This window comes from bacterium SCSIO 12696, assembly GCA_024397955.1.
Classification (GTDB): Bacteria; Pseudomonadota; Gammaproteobacteria; order Pseudomonadales; family Porticoccaceae; genus SCSIO-12696.
The window spans coordinates 2,636,849-2,654,700 of record CP073744.1; the positions used below are offsets into that span (position 1 = coordinate 2,636,849).

At 54.5% G+C, this 17,852-nt stretch carries 17 protein-coding genes; 8 read left to right on the forward strand and 9 right to left on the reverse strand.

Annotated features, from left to right (window positions below; genetic code table 11):
- The first annotated feature begins 63 nt into the window (after positions 1 to 63).
- Positions 64 to 2,421: a ribonuclease R gene (rnr, locus tag KFE80_12165; protein UTW45107.1), complete on the forward strand. Its 2,358-nt coding sequence runs from the start codon at positions 64 to 66 to the stop codon at positions 2,419 to 2,421.
- Between the two features lie 54 nt (positions 2,422 to 2,475).
- Positions 2,476 to 3,213, forward strand: coding sequence for a 23S rRNA (guanosine(2251)-2'-O)-methyltransferase RlmB (rlmB, locus tag KFE80_12170; protein UTW45108.1), 738 nt, complete (start codon positions 2,476 to 2,478; stop codon positions 3,211 to 3,213).
- 107 nt (positions 3,214 to 3,320) lie between these two features.
- Here rlmB and ovoA read toward each other — a convergent pair whose 3' ends face one another.
- Genes ovoA through KFE80_12185 form a run of 3 tightly spaced genes read right to left on the reverse strand, consistent with a single transcriptional unit; the run spans position 3,321 to position 6,879 of the window.
- Positions 3,321 to 5,480, reverse strand: coding sequence for a 5-histidylcysteine sulfoxide synthase (gene ovoA, locus KFE80_12175; protein UTW45109.1), 2,160 nt, complete (start codon positions 5,478 to 5,480; stop codon positions 3,321 to 3,323).
- Between the two features lie 28 nt (positions 5,481 to 5,508).
- Entirely contained in the window at positions 5,509 to 6,687 is a 1,179-nt protein-coding gene (locus KFE80_12180; protein UTW45110.1) for an aminotransferase class V-fold PLP-dependent enzyme, read from the reverse strand.
- 12 nt (positions 6,688 to 6,699) lie between these two features.
- Positions 6,700 to 6,879, reverse strand: a complete 180-nt coding sequence (locus tag KFE80_12185; GenBank protein UTW45111.1) for a DUF3012 domain-containing protein — start codon at positions 6,877 to 6,879, stop codon at positions 6,700 to 6,702.
- A gap of 116 nt (positions 6,880 to 6,995) precedes the next feature.
- Between KFE80_12185 and KFE80_12190 the strand changes: the two genes are divergently transcribed.
- Positions 6,996 to 7,769 carry a hypothetical protein gene (locus tag KFE80_12190; protein UTW45112.1) on the forward strand — a complete coding sequence of 258 codons (774 nt, stop codon included), beginning with the start codon at positions 6,996 to 6,998 and terminating at the stop codon, positions 7,767 to 7,769.
- A gap of 98 nt (positions 7,770 to 7,867) precedes the next feature.
- Here KFE80_12190 and KFE80_12195 read toward each other — a convergent pair whose 3' ends face one another.
- The 6 genes from KFE80_12195 to KFE80_12220 form a co-directional block, all read right to left on the reverse strand.
- Positions 7,868 to 9,172: a DUF58 domain-containing protein gene (locus KFE80_12195; protein ID UTW46723.1), complete on the reverse strand. Its 1,305-nt coding sequence runs from the start codon at positions 9,170 to 9,172 to the stop codon at positions 7,868 to 7,870.
- A gap of 138 nt (positions 9,173 to 9,310) precedes the next feature.
- Positions 9,311 to 10,366, reverse strand: a complete 1,056-nt coding sequence (locus tag KFE80_12200; protein UTW45113.1) for a MoxR family ATPase — start codon at positions 10,364 to 10,366, stop codon at positions 9,311 to 9,313.
- On the reverse strand, positions 10,363 to 11,553 hold the full coding sequence (locus KFE80_12205) for a DUF4350 domain-containing protein (protein UTW45114.1): 1,191 nt from the start codon (positions 11,551 to 11,553) through the stop codon (positions 10,363 to 10,365). Before KFE80_12205 ends, KFE80_12200 begins: the two co-directional genes overlap by 4 nt.
- A complete protein-coding gene (locus KFE80_12210; protein UTW45115.1) occupies positions 11,550 to 13,115 on the reverse strand; it encodes a DUF4129 domain-containing protein in 1,566 nt (521 codons plus the stop codon). Before KFE80_12210 ends, KFE80_12205 begins: the two co-directional genes overlap by 4 nt.
- Positions 13,105 to 14,109, reverse strand: coding sequence for a stage II sporulation protein M (locus tag KFE80_12215; GenBank protein UTW45116.1), 1,005 nt, complete (start codon positions 14,107 to 14,109; stop codon positions 13,105 to 13,107). The genes KFE80_12210 and KFE80_12215 overlap by 11 nt, the downstream gene beginning before the upstream one ends.
- An 8-nt stretch (positions 14,110 to 14,117) precedes the next feature.
- A complete protein-coding gene (locus KFE80_12220; GenBank protein ID UTW45117.1) occupies positions 14,118 to 14,795 on the reverse strand; it encodes an RDD family protein in 678 nt (225 codons plus the stop codon).
- Between the two features lie 158 nt (positions 14,796 to 14,953).
- Here KFE80_12220 and KFE80_12225 point away from each other — a divergent pair, with 158 nt between their 5' ends.
- From KFE80_12225 to rplI, 5 genes are all read left to right on the forward strand, one after another.
- Positions 14,954 to 15,571: a CDP-alcohol phosphatidyltransferase family protein gene (locus KFE80_12225; GenBank protein ID UTW45118.1), complete on the forward strand. Its 618-nt coding sequence runs from the start codon at positions 14,954 to 14,956 to the stop codon at positions 15,569 to 15,571.
- A 158-nt stretch (positions 15,572 to 15,729) separates the two neighbouring features.
- Positions 15,730 to 16,188: a 30S ribosomal protein S6 gene (gene rpsF, locus KFE80_12230; protein ID UTW45119.1), complete on the forward strand. Its 459-nt coding sequence runs from the start codon at positions 15,730 to 15,732 to the stop codon at positions 16,186 to 16,188.
- Positions 16,189 to 16,191: 3 nt separating this feature from the next.
- A complete protein-coding gene (rpsR, locus tag KFE80_12235; GenBank protein UTW45120.1) occupies positions 16,192 to 16,419 on the forward strand; it encodes a 30S ribosomal protein S18 in 228 nt (75 codons plus the stop codon).
- Between the two features lie 40 nt (positions 16,420 to 16,459).
- Positions 16,460 to 17,275, forward strand: a complete 816-nt coding sequence (locus tag KFE80_12240; protein UTW45121.1) for a hypothetical protein — start codon at positions 16,460 to 16,462, stop codon at positions 17,273 to 17,275.
- 27 nt (positions 17,276 to 17,302) lie between these two features.
- Positions 17,303 to 17,752, forward strand: coding sequence for a 50S ribosomal protein L9 (gene rplI, locus KFE80_12245; GenBank protein UTW45122.1), 450 nt, complete (start codon positions 17,303 to 17,305; stop codon positions 17,750 to 17,752).
- The last annotated feature ends 100 nt before the right edge of the window (positions 17,753 to 17,852 follow it).

Below are 17,852 nucleotides of genomic sequence, written 5' to 3' on the forward strand. Positions count from 1 at the left end.
TCATAAGCTACAATTCTGCCATTGCTGCTATGGCAGCGTAACCCATTAAAAAAGCAGATACTTTTGACTAAAAAACGCACCACAAAAGACCCCCACGCCGCCCGCGAGGCGCAGCGCTACGCCAATCCCATTCCCAGCCGCGAATTTATCCTCGATTTTTTACGCGACAGCATTGGCCCCATGACCCATCCGGAGCTGTGCAAGGCACTGAAGTTGCGTGATGAAGAGGCGGTAGAGGCGTTGCGTCGCCGCTTGATCGCTATGTGCCGAGACGGTCAGTTGGTCAGCAATCGCCGGGATGCCTTTGGTCCGTTGGACAAGATGAACCTTGTGAGAGGCCGGGTCATCGGTCACCCGGAAGGCTTTGGCTTTGTGAAACCGGATGTCGGGGGCGACGATCTGTTTTTGTCCAGCCGCCAGATGCGCCGGGTGATGGACGGTGATCGGGTACTGGTGCGCACTGCTGGGCGCGATCGCCGCGGCCGGGTGGAGGCTTCCATCGTCGAGGTGGTGGAACGGGGCAACAGCCAGTTGGTGGGGCGGTTGTTTTCCGAGAGTGGTGTGTTCTTTGTGCGCCCGGAAAATCCTCGGGTACCGCAGGATATTTTGGTGCCGCCCAAGGATATCGCCAAAGCAGAAGAAGGGCAGGTTGTGGTGGTGGATATTGTCACCCCGCCGGATCGTCACACCATGCCCACTGGCAAAATTACTGAGGTATTGGGCAGCCATCTGGATCCGGGCATGGAAATCGATATTGCCATCCGCAATCACGGCATCCCCAATCAATGGCCTGCAGCGGTTACCAAACAGTGCGCCCAAATACCGGAAGAGGTCACAGAGGCGGATAAACAGCATCGAGTGGATTTGCGTCATCTGCCGCTGGTGACCATCGATGGTGAAGACGCCCGCGATTTTGACGATGCGGTGTACTGCACGCCGGGCCGTATGGGCAGCCACACTCTGTATGTGGCCATTGCCGATGTGTCTCACTATGTGGATGTGGCCAGCCCTTTGGACAAAGAGGCCTGGGAACGAGGCAACTCGGTGTACTTTCCCGAGCAGGTGGTGCCGATGTTGCCGGAGAAACTGTCCAACGGCCTCTGTTCCCTGAACCCTCAAGTGGATCGTCTGGCCATGGTCTGCGAGATGAAAATCGGTGCCAGTGGTGAGGTGAGCAAATACCAGTTTTATGAAGCGGTGATTCACTCTCACGCCCGCCTGACTTATACCCAGGTGGCGCAGATGATCGCCCAGCGTGATGATCGCGATAGCCCCACTCGGCAGCGCTTTAAATCGGTGGTCAAACACATCGATCACCTCTATAAATTGTTTCAGGTGCTTTTGGCGGCTCGCACTCAACGGGGTGCCATCGACTTTGAAACCACCGAAACCCGCATTTTGTTTAATGCCGAGCGCAAGATCGACCAGATTGTGCCCACCGAGCGCACCGACGCTCACCGTTTGATTGAAGAGTGCATGCTGTGCGCCAATGTGTGCGCCGCTCAGCTGCTGGAAAAGAGCAAGTTGCCGGGCCTGTACCGCATTCACGATACCCCCAAAGAACAAAAGCTCACGGCGTTGCGGGAGTTTCTTGGCGAATTGGGTTTGGGATTGGGCGGCGGTGAATCCCCATCGCCCCAAGATATGCAGAAAGTGCTGGGCGGTATTGCGGAGCGCCCGGATCGCCATGTGATTCAGACGGTGATGCTGCGCTCCATGAACCAGGCCGTATACGACCCGGAAAATATCGGCCACTTCGGCCTCAATTATCCGGCTTACACCCACTTTACCTCGCCCATTCGCCGCTACCCGGATTTGCTCACTCACCGGGCTATCCGCCACTTACTGCGCAGCAAAAAGCGCGTTGGTGGTTTAAAACGGGTTAAGGGTGCACCCCTGTTAACGGCGGATAAAATTTACCCCTACGATATGGCAGCGATGATGGAAGCGGGCGAGCACTGCTCCATGACCGAGCGCCGTGCCGATGAAGCCACTCGTGAAGTGGTGAGTTGGCTCAAGTGTGAGTACTTGCAAGAGCACGTGGGTGACGAAATGGATGGCGTGGTCAGTGCAGTGACGAACTTTGGTTTGTTTGTGGAATTGCAAGATATCTACATTGAAGGTTTGGTGCATATCACCAACCTGCCCAAGGACTACTACAACCACGATCCTTCCCATCACCGTTTGGTGGGTGAGCGCACCCGACGGGTTTATCGGTTGGGGGATAAGCTTAGGGTAAAAGTCATTCGTGTGGCACTGGATGAGCGCAAAATTGATTTTGAGCTGGTGGATAAAGCAGCAGTGCAAGCGCCCCCTAAAAAGATGTCGGGAAAAGACAAGTTTATGGCGCAGATGAAAGCCGAGCAGGGACGCGGTAAAAAAGGGCCGAGTAAAAGGCCGGTGCGACGAAAGAAAAAATAATGCATTACGCGATTCCCGCCTGCGTGGGAATGATGGTATTGAAAAGGTAACCATGTGAAATCCCAAGAATGGCAATACGGCTTGCACGCAGTGCAGGCGCTGTTAAAAACCAACCCGGAAAGAGTCAAAGAGTTGCGCTTGCAGCGGGGTCGCGACGACGAGCGCATTAAAAAAATTGTGCAAATGGCTGAGCGCCACGGCACGCCCATTACCTGGGTAAATCGCAAGGAGATGGACAAGGCCGCTGACGGCCGCCACCAGGGGGTGATGGCTCTTTGTGAAGGTGGTGAGATTCGTGATGAACACTATTTAATGCAACTGGTGGAGCGCCTGGATCGCCCACCGTTTTTACTGGTGCTGGACGGCGTTACTGACCCTCACAATTTAGGCGCTTGCTTGCGCTCGGCGGATGCTGCTGGGGTAGATGCGGTGATCGCCCCCAAAGATCGCTCTGTAGGCATTACCCCAACAGTGAGTAAGGTGGCCTGTGGCGCGGCAGAGTCGGTGCCCTTTGTGGTGGTGACTAATCTGGCCCGCACTCTGAAGCAACTGCAAGAGGCCGGTGTTTGGATGGTGGGTACGGCTGGTGAGGCGGATGAACTGGTTTACAGCGCGGATTTGAAAGGCCCGCTGGCATTGGTGATGGGTGCGGAAGAAAAAGGCATGCGCCGCCTCACCAGAGAGCAGTGCGACGCTTTGGTAAAGTTGCCTATGGCCGGCGAAGTAAGCAGTTTGAATGTATCGGTGGCGACCGGTGTGTGTTTGTTTGAGGCGGTTCGACAGCGGGGATGAACCTGAAAATTGAATCCGTCATTGCGAGCATAGCTAAGCAATCTCGTCCAGTGTGGCAGTAATCCGGACGAGATTGCCGCAGTCGCTACGCTCCTTCGCAATGACGATTAAGAGTCTTTCTGCCAAATTGTCATTTGCGCCAACGTATGCTGGAATTTACGCCGGGTTTCGCGAATCACAAATGGAATATCCTGTGGTTCGGTGAGCAACGTAAACTCCGGCTTCAGCTGATCCTGTAAACCTTCCAGCGTGTCGTAGTTTTCACCGGTATTGGCTTTATAACCACCAATCCATTTGTCTCGCGGAGTAAACTCTTCCAGCCAGGTATAGGGCGAGGTGAGCACCAGCAAGCCGCCAGGGCGAATGCGTTCTTTAATCTGTTGTAAAAATTTCGCTGGATCGTACAAGCGATCAATCAGATTGCCCGCAAACACCAGATCGTAATCGCTGTATTTTTCCACCAGGTTGCAGGCGTCTCCCTGCATAAATACGATGTTGTCTTTTACGTCTGTGTAACCGTCAAAATCGCTCAGCTGAATTTCCTTGTAGGAAACCAACTCGCCTTCGTCTTGCAAAATATAGCGCTGCGAGCCGGTTTTTTGCAGACTGGTGGGCGCTTCAATCAAACGCACAGAAAAGTCGATAGCGTCCACATGGCTGAAGTATTTCGCCAGTTCAAACGACGAGCGACCAGTGGCACAGCCAAGGTCCAGTGCGCGTTCTGTGGCTCTGCCCTGTAAGTGTGGCTCGATGGTGTTAATGCAAGCTGCCGGAAAATTGGGCACGCCAAAATGTTCGTCGCCGTAGTGGAATTCAATGTACTGAGCCACCATGGTGGACGATTCGTAAGTGTTTAAGGTTGGGTCTGGCAATTTTTCGCCCTCCACATAGCGCAGGCCGGAATATTGGAAGAAGTGACGCCGAAAGGCGTAGCGGGAATCGCGAATGGCGTAGTTGCCGGTGGATATCCAGCAGCCGCCCTTAAAAATATTGTGCTTGCCATCGAAGGTGGGGGTAGAGAAGTCGTCGTAAATCGGGTGCACTTCAAAACCGTCGAAGCCATCGATGGGGGTTTCTGTCCACTGCCAGACATTGCCTATAATGTCGTAAAAGCCGTTGGAAAATTCGTGTCGATTGACCGGACAGGCAGAAAATTCCCCTTCCAAATTAATATTGCCGGGTGCCCCCTGCCAGTGGGGTTGGTCGCTGTCCACCAGCTCGCGGAGTTGGTGCCACTCCGCCTCAGTGGGCATGCGTATTTGTTTGCCGGTTTGCTCCGATTTCCAATTGCAGAAGGCTTTGGCTTCCAGGTAATTGATGTCTACCGGCCAGTCCCAGGGCATATCGATGACTTCCAGCATGCTGCGGTAGCGGTATGTGCCATTTTCCACCACCCAGTACACCGGGTGACCTGCCTGGCGGAACTGTGCCCATTGCCAACCTTCTTCAGTCCAATAGCGTTCGGTGTGGTAGCCATCGGCTTCGACAAATTCCAGAAACTCCTGATTGGATACCAGGTATTTGGACGCGCTGAATGGCGCCACGTCTTCCTGGCGTTGGCCGTATTCGTTGTCCCAACCGTAAACCGGGTTGCTGCGCGGCTTGCCAAGAGTCACTTTGCCGCCGCTGACCGGCAGCAATTCATTGGTTGGTGCATTGCCACTGTGGCGGCAGATGTTGCTCCACAGAGCGTGGGGGCGCACTGCTTCCAGAGGCAGTTCACGAATCAACACCGCCGTAGTTTCCAGGTGGATGCGCTCGTGTTCGATACCCATCACCACTACCCAGAGAGGGTCATCCCACTGGATAGGCAAATTGATGTCGCAGTTGCGAATAAAACGGTCAACCACTTGGCGGGTTTTGTCGCGATGGGCTTTTACTTCTGCCGGTGTAGGCCAGGGGTAGTTGTTCTCATTGAGATCGTCCCAGGACATTTCGTCCACGCCGATGGCGAGCATGGATTCAATGCGCTCGTCCACCCGCTCATTAATCAGCTTGGCCACATTGAGTTTGTTGATAAAAAATACCGAGGTATGACCGTAGTAAAAAATCAGTGGGTGGCGCAGCGGGTTGGCCCGGGTGTAGAACGCCTGGTCGTCTTTCAGGCATTCAAAAATGCTTTCGTACAGGGAAAAGGTGTCGTGGAAATATTGCAGAATTTCCTGGCGCTTCGCTTCCGGGTCGCCGCCGTCGAGAATGGGGGTTTTGGTAATCAGGTTGTATTCGCTAATGCTGGTTTGTGGCGATAGTGCGGTTTCCACGGGCATGAACAATTCCTTAGATTCTATTATGAGCTCACTGGTGTAGCTTGGACTCAATGACCTGACAAAAATTCGCGATTTCTTCGTTATTGTTGAAATAGTGCAGTGATGCACGCACCGCTGATGGCACATTGCGCTCCTGGAAGTCCAGGCGGGCATTGCGACGGGCCGTCACTGATGTATTAATGCCTTCGTTGCGCAGCTCTGTCACTAGGTTTTCGGCATCCCGGTTTTCACAACTGAAGGTGACAATACCACAGCGCTGGCTGCCGGGGTCGTGCACTTTTACACACTCTATGGCGCTGAGTTGATCACGCAAGGTTTGCGCCAATGAGAACACCTGCTGCTGGATTTGGCTAAGGCCAATATCCATGGCGTAGTTGGCCGCCGCTGCCAGGCCAATTTTGCCAGCAGTAAAGCATTCCCAGTTTTCAAAACGCTGGGCGTTGGGTTGCAGTTCGTAGCTTTCGTCGCCAGTCCAAGGAGCGGCGTGCAAGTCGATAAACGGTGGCTCCAGAATATCCAGGCGCTCTTTGCGCACGTACAAAAAACCGGTACCCCGGGGGCCGCGCAGGAACTTGCGGCCGGTGCCAGCGAGAACGTCGCAGCCAATTTGTTGCACATCCACCGGCATTTGGCCCACCGCCTGGCAGGCGTCCAGAATGTAGAGCAGATTGTTATCCCTGGCGATATCGCCCACTTCGCCGGCGGGGTTCACCAGGCCACTTTGTGAAGGCACGTAGGTGAGGAATATCGCCCGTGTTTGCGGCTGAATCATTGCCTCTAGCTGCTCTAGGTCAATGGCGCCGTCGCTGCCAGAGGGTACTCGATCAATCTGGATGCGCTTCTCCCGAGCCAGCTGTAGCAGGGCCAGATAGTTGGAGGAGTACTCCGACTGATGCACCAGCACCCGGTCACCGGAGCGCCAGGGAATGCCGTACACCGCCATGTCCCAAGCCCGGGTGGCGTTTTCCACAAAGGCAATTTCGTCCCGGCTGGCATTCAACAGGTTGGCGAATGCGCTGTAAAAACCGTCAATTTTGTCGGCGTTTGCTGCGGCTGCCTCGTAGCCCCCCAGCTTGCGTTCCAAATCCAGGTGGTCGATCACCGCCTGATGCACCGGATTTGGCACCAAGGATGCCCCAGCGTTGTTGAAGTGAATCAGGTGCTTGCAGGCGGGAGTGTCGGCGCGAAGTTTTTTGAGATCGAGCAAGATAAATTCCTGTTAATCGTCGCCGCGGAAAATGCAGTGTTTGGCAAAGTCGGTGGCTTCATTGGCGGTCCAGTCACCCTTGGGTTTTTCCTTCATGGCCTCACACCAAGCCTTGCTACCCACTTCCGGGGAGCAGCCGCTCAAAAACAGGAGTGTTGTTGAGAAGATCGCGATTAAAGAGAGCTTTTTCATGGTTTTTTCCTAGTTTTTGCCTGTGCAGATTATCAAGCAATCATTGTGCGTGGCCTGCTCTTTAACATCAACGATCAAACGGTTACATTCTGTTTATATCTGCGCGGGAGTGAATAATGAGTGAAGACAATCCTTATCAGGCGCCACAGGCGGATGTGGTGCAACCACAGCAAGCGGGCGAGCGGCAGTTAGTCGCGCCACAGGCGTGTTCGGCGGGCAGTGGCTGGCGCTGGCTGGCTGAGGCTTTTTCGCTGTTTAGCCGCAGCGCGGGTATGTGGATTGTGGTGTGTCTGGTGTTGATGGGTATCTCTCTGGTGTCTGGCGTTGTGCCCTTGGGTAGCGTGGCGCTGTCCCTGTTTAGCTATGTGTTGGTGGCGGGCATGATGCTGGGCTGTCAAAGCCTGGAGCAGGGAGGTGAGTTGTCTGTTGAACATCTGTTTCGGGGCTTCAAGCACGAAGCCATGGGTTCGCTGGTAATCTGCGGCGCGGTGGTGCTTGGGGTTTCTATTCTGCTGATGGTGTTTATGTTTGTGGGCGCTTTTGTGTTTGCCGGTATGGTCGCTGCATTCGCTGATCTGGAGCAGCAATTTCTAGCGGGTAGCATCAGTTTGGGGCTGGTGCTGATGATTCTTATTGGCACTGCGCTGATGACCTGGTTTGCACCGGCACTGATTGTGTTTCATCGCCTCAGCGCCTGGGATGCCATGAAGCAGAGCTTTTTGGGTTGCTTGAAAAATATCGTGCCGTTTTTGGTGTACGGCCTGTTTGGCTTGTTGCTGATGATTCCGGCAGCCATTACATTTGGTTTGGCGCTGCTGGTGTTGGTGCCGGTGGGGGTGATTACGATGTACACCTCTTACAAGGCGGTGTTTACCCAATCTTTGGAATAACCACCGTCATTGCGAGCGTAGCGAAGCAATCTCGATCAAATTGACAGCTGCCGTCACCAGATTGCCGCGCCACGGTGTGGCTCGCAATGACGACGTGTTTACAATCTACCCGCCCGTTTGATATCCAAATACTGGTTAACCAATCTCACCGGCAGTTCTTCTGCTGTGGTGTCCATACAAACCGCACCGCTGTGCCCCAGAGATTCGTGCAAGTTGCGGCGGCGTTGCAAATAATCGTACACACTGTGAAATTGCAGGGCGTCATCCAGGGTGCCCACGGAGCTTTGTAGAGATTGCTGCAGCGCCGGTTCTTGCAAATCCGCGAGCACCACCAGGTGTCGTCGTGACAGCAGCTGTACGGCGGTCAGCAGTTCTTGTTGATCCTCATCCCGGGTATTGGTCATCAGCACAATCAGGCTGCGGCGGCGCTGCAGAGACATCAAGCGTCGAGCAGTGGCCAGGTAGTCAGCGGATTCCATGGTCGACGGCAGATCAAAGGTTTGGTTCAGCAGTAAATTGACTGCGCCTTGGCCTTTTTGTGGCGCCGCCCAACGCTCGTCCCCGGCAAAGGAAATAAAGCCCGCAGCATCGCCCTGGCGAACCGCCACATAGGACAACAGCAACATAGCATTGAGTGCCTGATCCAGGTGTTCCTGGCCATTTTCCTTGTGGCGCATACGGCGGCCGCAATCCACCATAAACAGAATTTGCTGGTCGCGCTCGTCCTGGTATTCCCGCGAGATCAGTTTGTGATGGCGAGCGGTGGCCTTCCAGTCCACCTGTTTGAGGCTGTCGCCGTCGCGGTATTCCCGCAGCTGGTGAAAATCATTGCCTTCGCCACGGCGCTGGCGTCGTTTTACGCCCATTTGGCTGAGGCGGTTGTCGGTGGCCAGTAGCGTGTAGTGGCTGATCTCGGCAAAGTTGGGGTACACCCGCACCGTGGTTTCCAATGGTAGTAATTGGCGTCGGCGCCATAGCTGCATGGGGGACGTCACCAGTAAATCCAGTGCTGTAAAACGGGCATTGCCTCGTTGTTGAGGTTTCACTGAATAGTGAACTTCCGCCATTTTTTCGGGGGGGAGGGCTAATTCCTGGGGCTGCTCTCGGTAATCAAAATCGTTGGGAATATGATCGTGCAGAGTTAATGCCAAGGTGCGACCGTGATGGTGGCGCAGGCGCAGCTTCACATCTGACCAACTGTTGATGGGCAGGTTGTGATTGATTTTTCGCTCCGCTTCAATCTGTTTTAACTGGTTGACCCAAACCGCATCCAGTGCCGTTGCCAGGGCCAGCAGGGCAGCAAGCACTACCCATGCATTGACTAACGCAGGCACAAAGGCTGCCACCACTGCCAGCAACAGCCAGGCGAGCAGTAACACAATCAGTCTTGTGGTGGGGCGGATCACCGTTGGCCTCCATTGGCCTTTGTCATCGCGAGCGTAGCGCGGCGATCTCCAGTAATTTGGCAGCGGACATCACGAGATTGCCACGTCGCCTTTCTTTTCAATAAAGGCTCCTCGCAATGACGGGATGTCGCTGGATTAAATCCGCGGCGCATCGGTGTTTTCCAAAATATCGGCCAGTACTCGATCCGGGCTGTAGCCTTCAATTTCAAAGTCGGCGGTCAGGCGAATGCGGTGGCGCAGCACTGCCGGTGCGGCTTGTTTTACGTCATCTGGGGTTACAAAGTGGTTGCCGCTCAGCAATGCCTGGGCACGGGCAGCACGCAACAGGGAAATGCTGCCCCGCGGCCCGGCGCCAAATTCAATGCCGCTCCACTCCCGGGTGGCGCGCACAATACGCACCGCGTAATCGACAATTTGCTGGTCCATCTCCAGCTCAGTGGCCAGTTGTTGGATCTCCACCACTCGCTGGGGGCTGAGTACGGTTTCAATCTCTTCGATATTCAGAGTGTCGCCGGTTGAGCCGGTGGTTACCTGACGAGCCAGGGTGGTTTCTTCTTCGGCGCTGGGGTAATCAATCAATACCTTGAGCAAAAAGCGGTCCAGCTGGGCTTCTGGCAGTGGGTAGGTGCCTTCCTGCTCCACTGGGTTTTGGGTGGCCAGTACCAAAAATGGCTGATCCAGTTTCTGGCTTTCCCCTTCAATGGTCACTTGTTGCTCCTGCATGACTTCCAGCAGTGACGATTGGGTTTTGGCCGGAGCCCGGTTGATCTCGTCCGCCAACAGGAAATTGCAAAATACCGGGCCACGGCGGATGCGAAATTGCTCGCTTTTTAAGTCGTACATGGCGTGGCCGGTGACGTCGCTGGGCATCAGGTCGGGGGTAAACTGCACTCGACTGAAATCGCCGCCGACGGCTTTCGCCAGTGCCCGTACCAAAAGGGTTTTACCCAGGCCTGGTACGCCTTCCACCAGGGCGTGGCCAGAGGCCACCAGGCACACCAGTGCCTGGTCGATCACCTGGCGCTGGCCAATCATGGCGCGGCCTATTTGCTCTCGTAGGGCGTTCAGATCGGCGATGGCACTTGCCAGCTTTTGCGCGCACAGAGTGCTGCGCTCAGCGCTGCTGGTGTCTTGCGATGAGCTGTTGTCAGGCGACGTTTCCGTTGCTGTTTCGGGCGTGGTGTCGTTCATAACGTGTTCCGTATCTGTTGCAGTAAATCAGTCAGTTCAATAAATTCCCGCTCACCCTGCCAGTCACTGTGCAGGGCCCGGTTGATTTGCTCGGCGGATAATTCGCACAGCTCTGCCAGTTTGGTGCTGCGTTCCGCCACCGGCAGGGTAGCAATTTGTGGGTGCTTGCGGCGCAGCAGCAGTTCGACATCCTTGCGAGTCTCGGTAAACAACTGCTGGGCCTTGTCCTGGCGCCAGGCGAATACCGCGCTCATGCGCAGGTGCTCAAGAATGTTGCGCCGCTCTGGAATAATACTGGCTCGCAGTGGCCCAAAGCGGTTGTACAGCCACCACAACCAAAACAGCAGCAATACCCCCAGAGAAATCACCGCGTAGCGGCCGTGCTGCCAAATCAGGGCGGGCAGCGGTGCGGCGTCGACCCCCCGAACCAGCCACACAGTGTGGTTGGTTTCCGCCAGCCAGTTGAGTAAAAAAGCGTGATCCCGATGGTTGATGTGGGGTTTGGATTCTTCACCTTTCCAGTTGCGATACCAACCGGGGTTGCGCATAAAAGTCAGGTCAGTAGCCAGCATCACCCAGCCTTTGCCACGGGGGATGACCAGTATGTGGTTACTGTGTTCGCCGTGCACGTAAATGGTGTCGCGGTCGCTGTCGTCGTAAAGGGACAAGCCAAAATCGAATTCCGCCTCAATGACTTCGCCGCTGTCCAGTGTGGTGTGGGTCAGCTCAAAGCTGGGCATCTCACCCTCATCCCATTCGTCGCTGTCGTGCTCCCACAGGGTTACTCCCAATTTGGTCAGTAACTTGTCGTTACCGCCGGGGTCGTCCCCCACCCAGGAACGTTGCACATCCGTGAGCAGCTGCCCCCCGTCGTGGACCCAATCAAGCAAGTCGTCCACTCGCTGATCCGGCAAACGGCCACCAAGACGCTCGCCAATAATCATGTCGTCGGTGGACGGCAGCGATTGGAATCGGTTGAGACCATTGCTCACCTCTACATCGTAGCCTTTGCGCTCCAGATAGAGTTTTGCTGCGTGAAACGGGTTTTCCCTCACTTCACGCGATGGCCGTTCCCGATATTCACGCTCCACCAGTTGGTGATTTTGTAAGAACCAGTAGATGTACAGACCTGCAGCTACGAGCAAAAACAAGACGACGATAATAATGGTGCGCCTTTCTGATTTCATGGCGCCACCTCGCCGGTGTCTTGCACTTGATAATGCTGAGGCCACTGTTGGCAGAGTTCCCGGGTGTTTTCCTGGCTAGGGTGTTGGTGAGCATAGGCCAGTAACAACCAGGTTTGGGTCAAACGGCGAAAATAGCCCAGTTCGCTGGTGGGGCGGTATTTCTCTGCCAGGCGCAGGCATTCGCCTTCGGTGCTGCTGTCGCTAATAGGCAGTTCGCTGCGATGCACCATATGGCTGAGGGCGGCTCGAAACAGCAGGCTGATGGCCTCACGCAGTTGGCCATTATCTGCCAGCTGTAAGGCGGCACCGGACACATCTTCGGGTAAGGAATCGCGGCCCAGTTCCAGACCAAACAGGCTGGTTGGCGGTGCTTTTTTGCGGCGGCGCTGTTTAACGGGGAGATTGAGCCAGTCGAGCCAGCTGGTAAAGCGCACCAGCAACCAAACAATCAGCGCCAGGATCAATAAAATCAGCACCACCTTGAAAAACAGCCCCAAGGCGGGCAGTACTTGCTCCAGCCATTTAAACCACTTTTCCAGCTTTTTAAACCAGTCGGTATTGCGCTCTTTTTTCTCTTCTTTGATGCGCTCCCAAACCTGCCGGGTTTTGCGTTCACCGAATTCTGGCTGAGAGGTGATTTCCTCAATCAGCTTTTTATCTTCCAGCTGTTGGGGTGACTTTTGTACTTTTGGTGATTCTGTTGCCGTGTTTGATTCTTGTTGCGCGGGTACTGGGGCGGCTATCAATAATGTAGTAAGACTCATTATCGCCACAACATTCAGCCCGGCTTTACCACGGTTACTGGCTCTTTGCTGGTGGCGGCTGGCCATGCGTCGAAAAGCCAGTTCGATATCCCATCCTTCCAGCCGGGTGCGACGGCTGATGTACAAGGCAAAACCACCGGCAATAAAAAAGGGGGCAATCAAGGATGTAGACAGCAGCCAAATAACTGCACCCAACCAGTGCAGGTCATCCCCTCGATGCCAGCTGAATAAAACGCTAAACACGTTTTCCATAAACCACAGGTTCAGCTCTTCTGGCACCAATATATACAGCAGGGAAATTTGTGAGCCATCCAGGGCACGGCCAAACAACCAGCAAAGCAGCCCAAACCACAGGGCGGTGCCGCTGGTGCCAAGCCCCAGAACGCCCAAACGGCGACCGCGGGCTTTGCCTTTTAAGCCTTCCAGCAAAACCACTGGTTCTGCAAAACTGCGGCCGGGGTGGAAACGGCGCCAAAGTAGCGTGGCGAATAATTGTGGTTTGACCAGTCGCCAGTATTGGCGCAGCTCCCGGCGTACCGATGGGTATTCACCAAACAGGGCACGGCTGAGAAAATGCAGCAGCGGGCGTTCATACAGGGGTTGTACCCACCACATAATCAGCAGGGCCAGTAATACGCTGTCCAACAGCGTCAGTGACAGCGTAGCAATCACAGCAGCCGGTACCAGCCACAGCAGCCACAGGCGCAAAAACCAGCGGCGAGCGAGGCTGAAACCCAGGTCGATGGCCTCCCAGTTATTGCGCAACCTCAGGCGAGCAGAAATCTTGTCAATCTGCATGCACGGGCCCTTTACTGCTAGCGCGGCCGCGCCCGGCACGCCATAAATACAAAATAGTGATCAGCCACATAAACGCCGAAAAACCGTATTTAACGGAGATAGGGATGTGTGGGTTGGGCGACCAAAAGGCTTCAATAAAGGCGGCGGCCGTGGTCATCACCGCGGCGCCTATCAACAGTTGCACCGACTCTCCGGCAGCAATTTTCAAGGCATCGATACGTCGGTAGGGGCCTGGTGATAAAAGTGGTTGGCCGAGTCGTAATCCCGCGGCAGTGGCAATGGTCAGGGCGGTTAATTCAAAGGGGCCGTGGCCACTGACAAAGGGCCAGAAGGTGTCGGTAAAACCGAGTTGGCTTAAATGACCGGCAACACCGCCGATGCTGAAACCGTTGAATACGGTAATCAACACCGTGCCAATGGCCGCCAATATGCCCAAAGCAAAAGAGCGGAAGTCGATGGCCACGTTGTTCCAGATGTAATAGCCCAGCATCATAATATCGCTGTCGGCTTTGCGCTCTGAGCTTCGCCCTACCTGGTCATTGCCTGGGTCATACATATACTCCATCTGTGCTACGGAACTGTCGGGCATCACGCTGTAAATCATGTCCCCGTCCAGGTAGCAGGCGATACCAAAAGCGAGAGCGGGCAGGTAAAACAAAGCGGTCGCCAGCCAAAAGTGGCGATAGTGGCGGCGCAATTGATTGGGGAAAGTCACCCATAAAAATTCCACCAGTCGCCAAACGCCAGAGGATTTGCTGCGGTACAGCTGCTGGTGGCCACGCATCACCCGTTGGTGCAACGCGGCAACCAGGTGTGGACTGTAGTGGCGCTGCTGTGCCAGGGCGTAATGGGCGCACAAGCGCCGGTAAAGAGCGGGCAGTTGTTGGCGCTGTTCCAGGGGTAATTGGGGTTTGCGTTGGTCCAGATCGTCCAGCAATTGGTCGAATTGCTGCCAGCTGCTTTCGTACAACTGTTCAAAAGCTTGTTGTTTCATTTAGTTACTCAACCCCCTTTGCGCAGCCATTGGGCATAGCCGTACAGGGTTTCGGTGGCTTTGTCGTCCGGTGCCTGGGTGATGGGGGTCAGCAGTGTGGCCAGCTCTTTTGCGCGGGCATCAGAAAATCCGCTGCTGCGTTCAGCAAAGTTAGTCACAGCTTGTTGTTCACTTAAATCCAGAGGGTGTGGCGGTGGTAATGCCTTTTGTTGCGGTAATGGCTTTTCATTATTTTTTTCCGGTGCGTATACCACCACGGTACCTGCTGCCAAGTCGCCCAGGCGCTTGAAATCCCGGTTAAGTAGTGTGCTCAACAGCCCAAAGCCATACATAAATGGCAGGAAGTCCACCACGCGCAACAGATTGCGCAGTAGTGATGCGCTCCAGCTTAGCGGTGTGCCGTTGTCTTGGCACACCAACAAGCCCATCACCTTTTTGCCCGGGGTCGCGCCGCGAGTGGCTTCGAATACCACTGGATAAAACCATTCCAACAAGAACACCAGCAGCAGAATAATGCCGGTGCCGACTTTGCCGAGCCAGGCGAAGATCCAGGAAGCGATTAAATAGACGGCGCTGCGAATCAGCAGGTCGATCAGCCAGGCGCTGGCACGTACCGCTGGCCCGGCCAGGGGCAGTTTTAATTCGATGCCTTCGGGGGTTTCATAGTGGCGCAGGGTGTCGATCACTGACGGGTCATTCCAAAAACGAACAGTCGGCTATTGTGTATTGGCTTCCTTTCTAGAGCAAGCGGTGAAAAATGCGCGCAGACAGCTGGTGAAAATATCACCACCAAATGACTCTGCGTACCTTTCAACGATTCAGAAAGCCGTGGTATAACAACAACATGGAGACTTTTACCAAGGAAAAAATTTTTTCCATTCCCAACATTCTCAGCCTCACCCGGCTGTTTATGGTGCCCGTGCTGTTGTGGCTGGCGTGGCGTGGTGATGGCAGTACGTTTTTGCTGTTGTTGGCAGTGTCGCTGCTGACCGACTGTTTTGATGGTTTTTTGGCGCGCACCCTGGGGCAAACCACTGAGCTGGGTGCCAAGCTGGATACCTGGGCCGACGTGCTCACCTACGGTGCCATGGCATTTGGTTTGATGTGGGCGTGGCCAGATCAGTTTCACAGTGAACGCTGGTTCGTGTTGCTAGCCATTGTCGCCAATGTGCCCCCCATCATTGTTTGCCTGGCGCGCTTTGGTTGTTTTCCCAGCTACCACACTTGGGCTGCCAAAGGTGCGGCGTTGCTGCTGGCGCCGGCGTTTTTCTGGCTCACCCTGTTTGAAGACTCTTCTTGGCCGTTTCGGGTGGTGGTGCTGTTGCACGTTTGGGTGGCTATAGAAGAAGTCATCATTACCTTTATGCTCAAGGAATGGCGTTGCAATATTCCCAGTGTGTTTCATTTGATGGTGGAGAACCGCCGTAAGCGCCCCAGAGTTGGGCGTTTACGGGAAGATTAACCCTGCTTTAAGCCCTTGCATCCCCCCTGCGACCTCCCTATAATTCTGCGCCCCCTGCTCCCGGAGGGGTAGTGCTCGTGTATCGAGTGTCAATTCCGGGTCTCCTTGCCGCACTACAACGAATGGTAGGCGGCTGTTTTAATCCGTAAGGAGTTACAATGAGACATTACGAAGTCGTGTTCATGGTCCATCCGGACCAAAGTGAACAGGTTCCGGCTATGATTGAGCGTTACACCAAGGCGATTAAAGACGCCGACGGCAGCGTTCACCGGTTGGAAGATTGGGGCCGTCGCCAACTGGCTTACCCCATCAACAAAATCCACAAAGCGCACTATGTTCTGATGAACATTGAATGCCCGCAGGAAGTGCTGGACGAAATGACCTTCAACTTCCGTTACAACGATGCGGTATTGCGCAACCTGGTGATTAAGCGCGATCAGCCAATCACCGAAGACTCTTCCATTATGCAAGCGGAGCGCGCCGAGAAAGCCGAGCGCGAGAGCCGTGAACGCCGTCGTGAAGAGCGTCAAGCTCAGGAAGCTGCCAAAGCCGAAGCGGAAAAAGCCGCTGAGCCCGCAGCGGAAGCTGCTGAAGAAACCACTGGTGAAGGGGAATAAGCCATGTCACGTTTTAGTCGTCGTCGCAAATTTTGCCGCTTCACCGCCGAAGGCGTTACCGAGATCGATTACAAAGATCTGGAAACCCTGAAAGCTTACGTTACCGAAACCGGCAAAATCGTACCGAGCCGTATTACCGGCACCAAAGCGAAATACCAGCGCCAATTGGCCAGCGCCGTTAAGCGTGCTCGCTACCTGGCACTGCTGCCGTATACCGATAGCCACAAGTAAGAAGTAAAACGCAGTCGTGCGCGCCTTGGCGGAATTAATTATGCGCGGGCGCGCTCAAGCGATTGCGGTAGCGTGTATACCCGTTATCGGCTTTTTTGTTGTTGGGCTGGTAACACTGAGAAAAGGACTTCAGGAAGGCGGACTGGTTCTGCTGGTGGGATTGATTCCCTGGCTGTTTACGTTGGAATCGCAAGCAGCCTTGGTGTTTGTTGTTGGGCTTAGCGTCCAGTTGCTGATAACAGCGGCGGTGTTAAGGCTTACACAATCCTGGCCAAAGGCACTGATTACCGTTGCAGGCTTAAGCTGCGCATTTTGGCTAATGCCAAGTGCGGCAGAGATAGTGGAGCAATACAAACTCCACTTCAGTGAAGCCTACAAGAACATGCTGCAAACAGAAGAGCCGATACCGCTGTTCACCCTGTTTGACCAATACAGCACCATGGATGTGCAGGCCGTATTTGCCTCTGCAGCCTCGGAAGTATTGGTGGTTTGTTTGCTGCTTGCCAGGTATTGCCAAGCTGCGCTGTATAACCCCGGTGGGTTTAAACAGGAATTCCACCACCTGCGTTTTAGCCGGGTACAAGGCATAGCGCTGGTGGGGCTGATAGTAGCTTGCACTCTGATGGATGAACACTGGCAGCTATGGATAAATGTACTGGCATTGCCGTTGTTAATTGCCGGCATTGGCTTGGTGCACTGCTTGGTTGCCAAGCGAGGGTTGGGTGTACAAACGCTGGTTATGTTTTATGTGGGGCTAATAGTGGTGATGCCGCTGTTTGTACCCATGCTGGTGGTAATTGCATTTACCGACAGCCTTGTGGATTTGCGCCGTTATATCGCTCCTAAGGCGCATTAGTACTGAATTGATTGAGAGGATACCGAGATGGAAGTAATCCTGTTGGAAAAAGTGGGCAAGCTGGGCAGCATTGGCGACAAAGTCAATGTAAAAGCCGGTTATGGCCGCAACTACCTGATCCCTAACGGCAAAGCTGTTTTTGCCACCGACGCCAACATTGCCGAGTTTGAAGCTCGTCGTGCTGATCTGGAAAAAGCCGCTGCTGACGCTCTGGCTGCTGCCGAAGCGCGCGCTGCCAAACTGGACGATGCTGCTGTTACCATCGAAGCCAACGCCGGTGACGAAGGTAAGCTGTTTGGTTCTGTCGGCACCGATGCCATTGCTGAAGCTCTGGAGTCTACCGGTGCCGAAGTGGTGAAGAGCGAAGTTCGCTTGCCAGAAGGTGCTATTCGCGAAGTGGGTGAATACGAAGTAGATATTCAACTGCACGCGGAAGTAACTCGCACCATTAAGCTGTCGGTTGTTGCTCAGGGCTAATTGCCCGGCCACAAACCGATGTAGCTTGCGGGTGATGAACCCGCAAAAAGTGGCACTGCCTGAACTGTGAGGTTTGGGTGGTGCCATTTTTGTTTTGGGT

Bases quoted from the DNA above. Each gene is read 5' to 3' on its own strand.
- rpsF (UTW45119.1), top strand. From the start codon at position 15,730: ATGAGACATTACGAAGTCGTGTTCATGGTCCATCCGGACCAAAGTGAA.
- ovoA (UTW45109.1), bottom strand. From the start codon at position 5,480: ATGCCCGTGGAAACCGCACTATCGCCACAAACCAGCATTAGCGAATAC.
- rpsR (UTW45120.1), top strand. From the start codon at position 16,192: ATGTCACGTTTTAGTCGTCGTCGCAAATTTTGCCGCTTCACCGCCGAA.
- KFE80_12225 (UTW45118.1), top strand. From the start codon at position 14,954: ATGGAGACTTTTACCAAGGAAAAAATTTTTTCCATTCCCAACATTCTC.
- KFE80_12200 (UTW45113.1), bottom strand. From the start codon at position 10,366: ATGAACGACACCACGCCCGAAACAGCAACGGAAACGTCGCCTGACAAC.
- KFE80_12205 (UTW45114.1), bottom strand. From the start codon at position 11,553: ATGAAATCAGAAAGGCGCACCATTATTATCGTCGTCTTGTTTTTGCTC.
- KFE80_12240 (UTW45121.1), top strand. From the start codon at position 16,460: ATGCGCGGGCGCGCTCAAGCGATTGCGGTAGCGTGTATACCCGTTATC.
- KFE80_12190 (UTW45112.1), top strand. From the start codon at position 6,996: ATGAGTGAAGACAATCCTTATCAGGCGCCACAGGCGGATGTGGTGCAA.
- KFE80_12215 (UTW45116.1), bottom strand. From the start codon at position 14,109: ATGAAACAACAAGCTTTTGAACAGTTGTACGAAAGCAGCTGGCAGCAA.
- rplI (UTW45122.1), top strand. From the start codon at position 17,303: ATGGAAGTAATCCTGTTGGAAAAAGTGGGCAAGCTGGGCAGCATTGGC.
- KFE80_12185 (UTW45111.1), bottom strand. From the start codon at position 6,879: ATGAAAAAGCTCTCTTTAATCGCGATCTTCTCAACAACACTCCTGTTT.
- KFE80_12210 (UTW45115.1), bottom strand. From the start codon at position 13,115: ATGCAGATTGACAAGATTTCTGCTCGCCTGAGGTTGCGCAATAACTGG.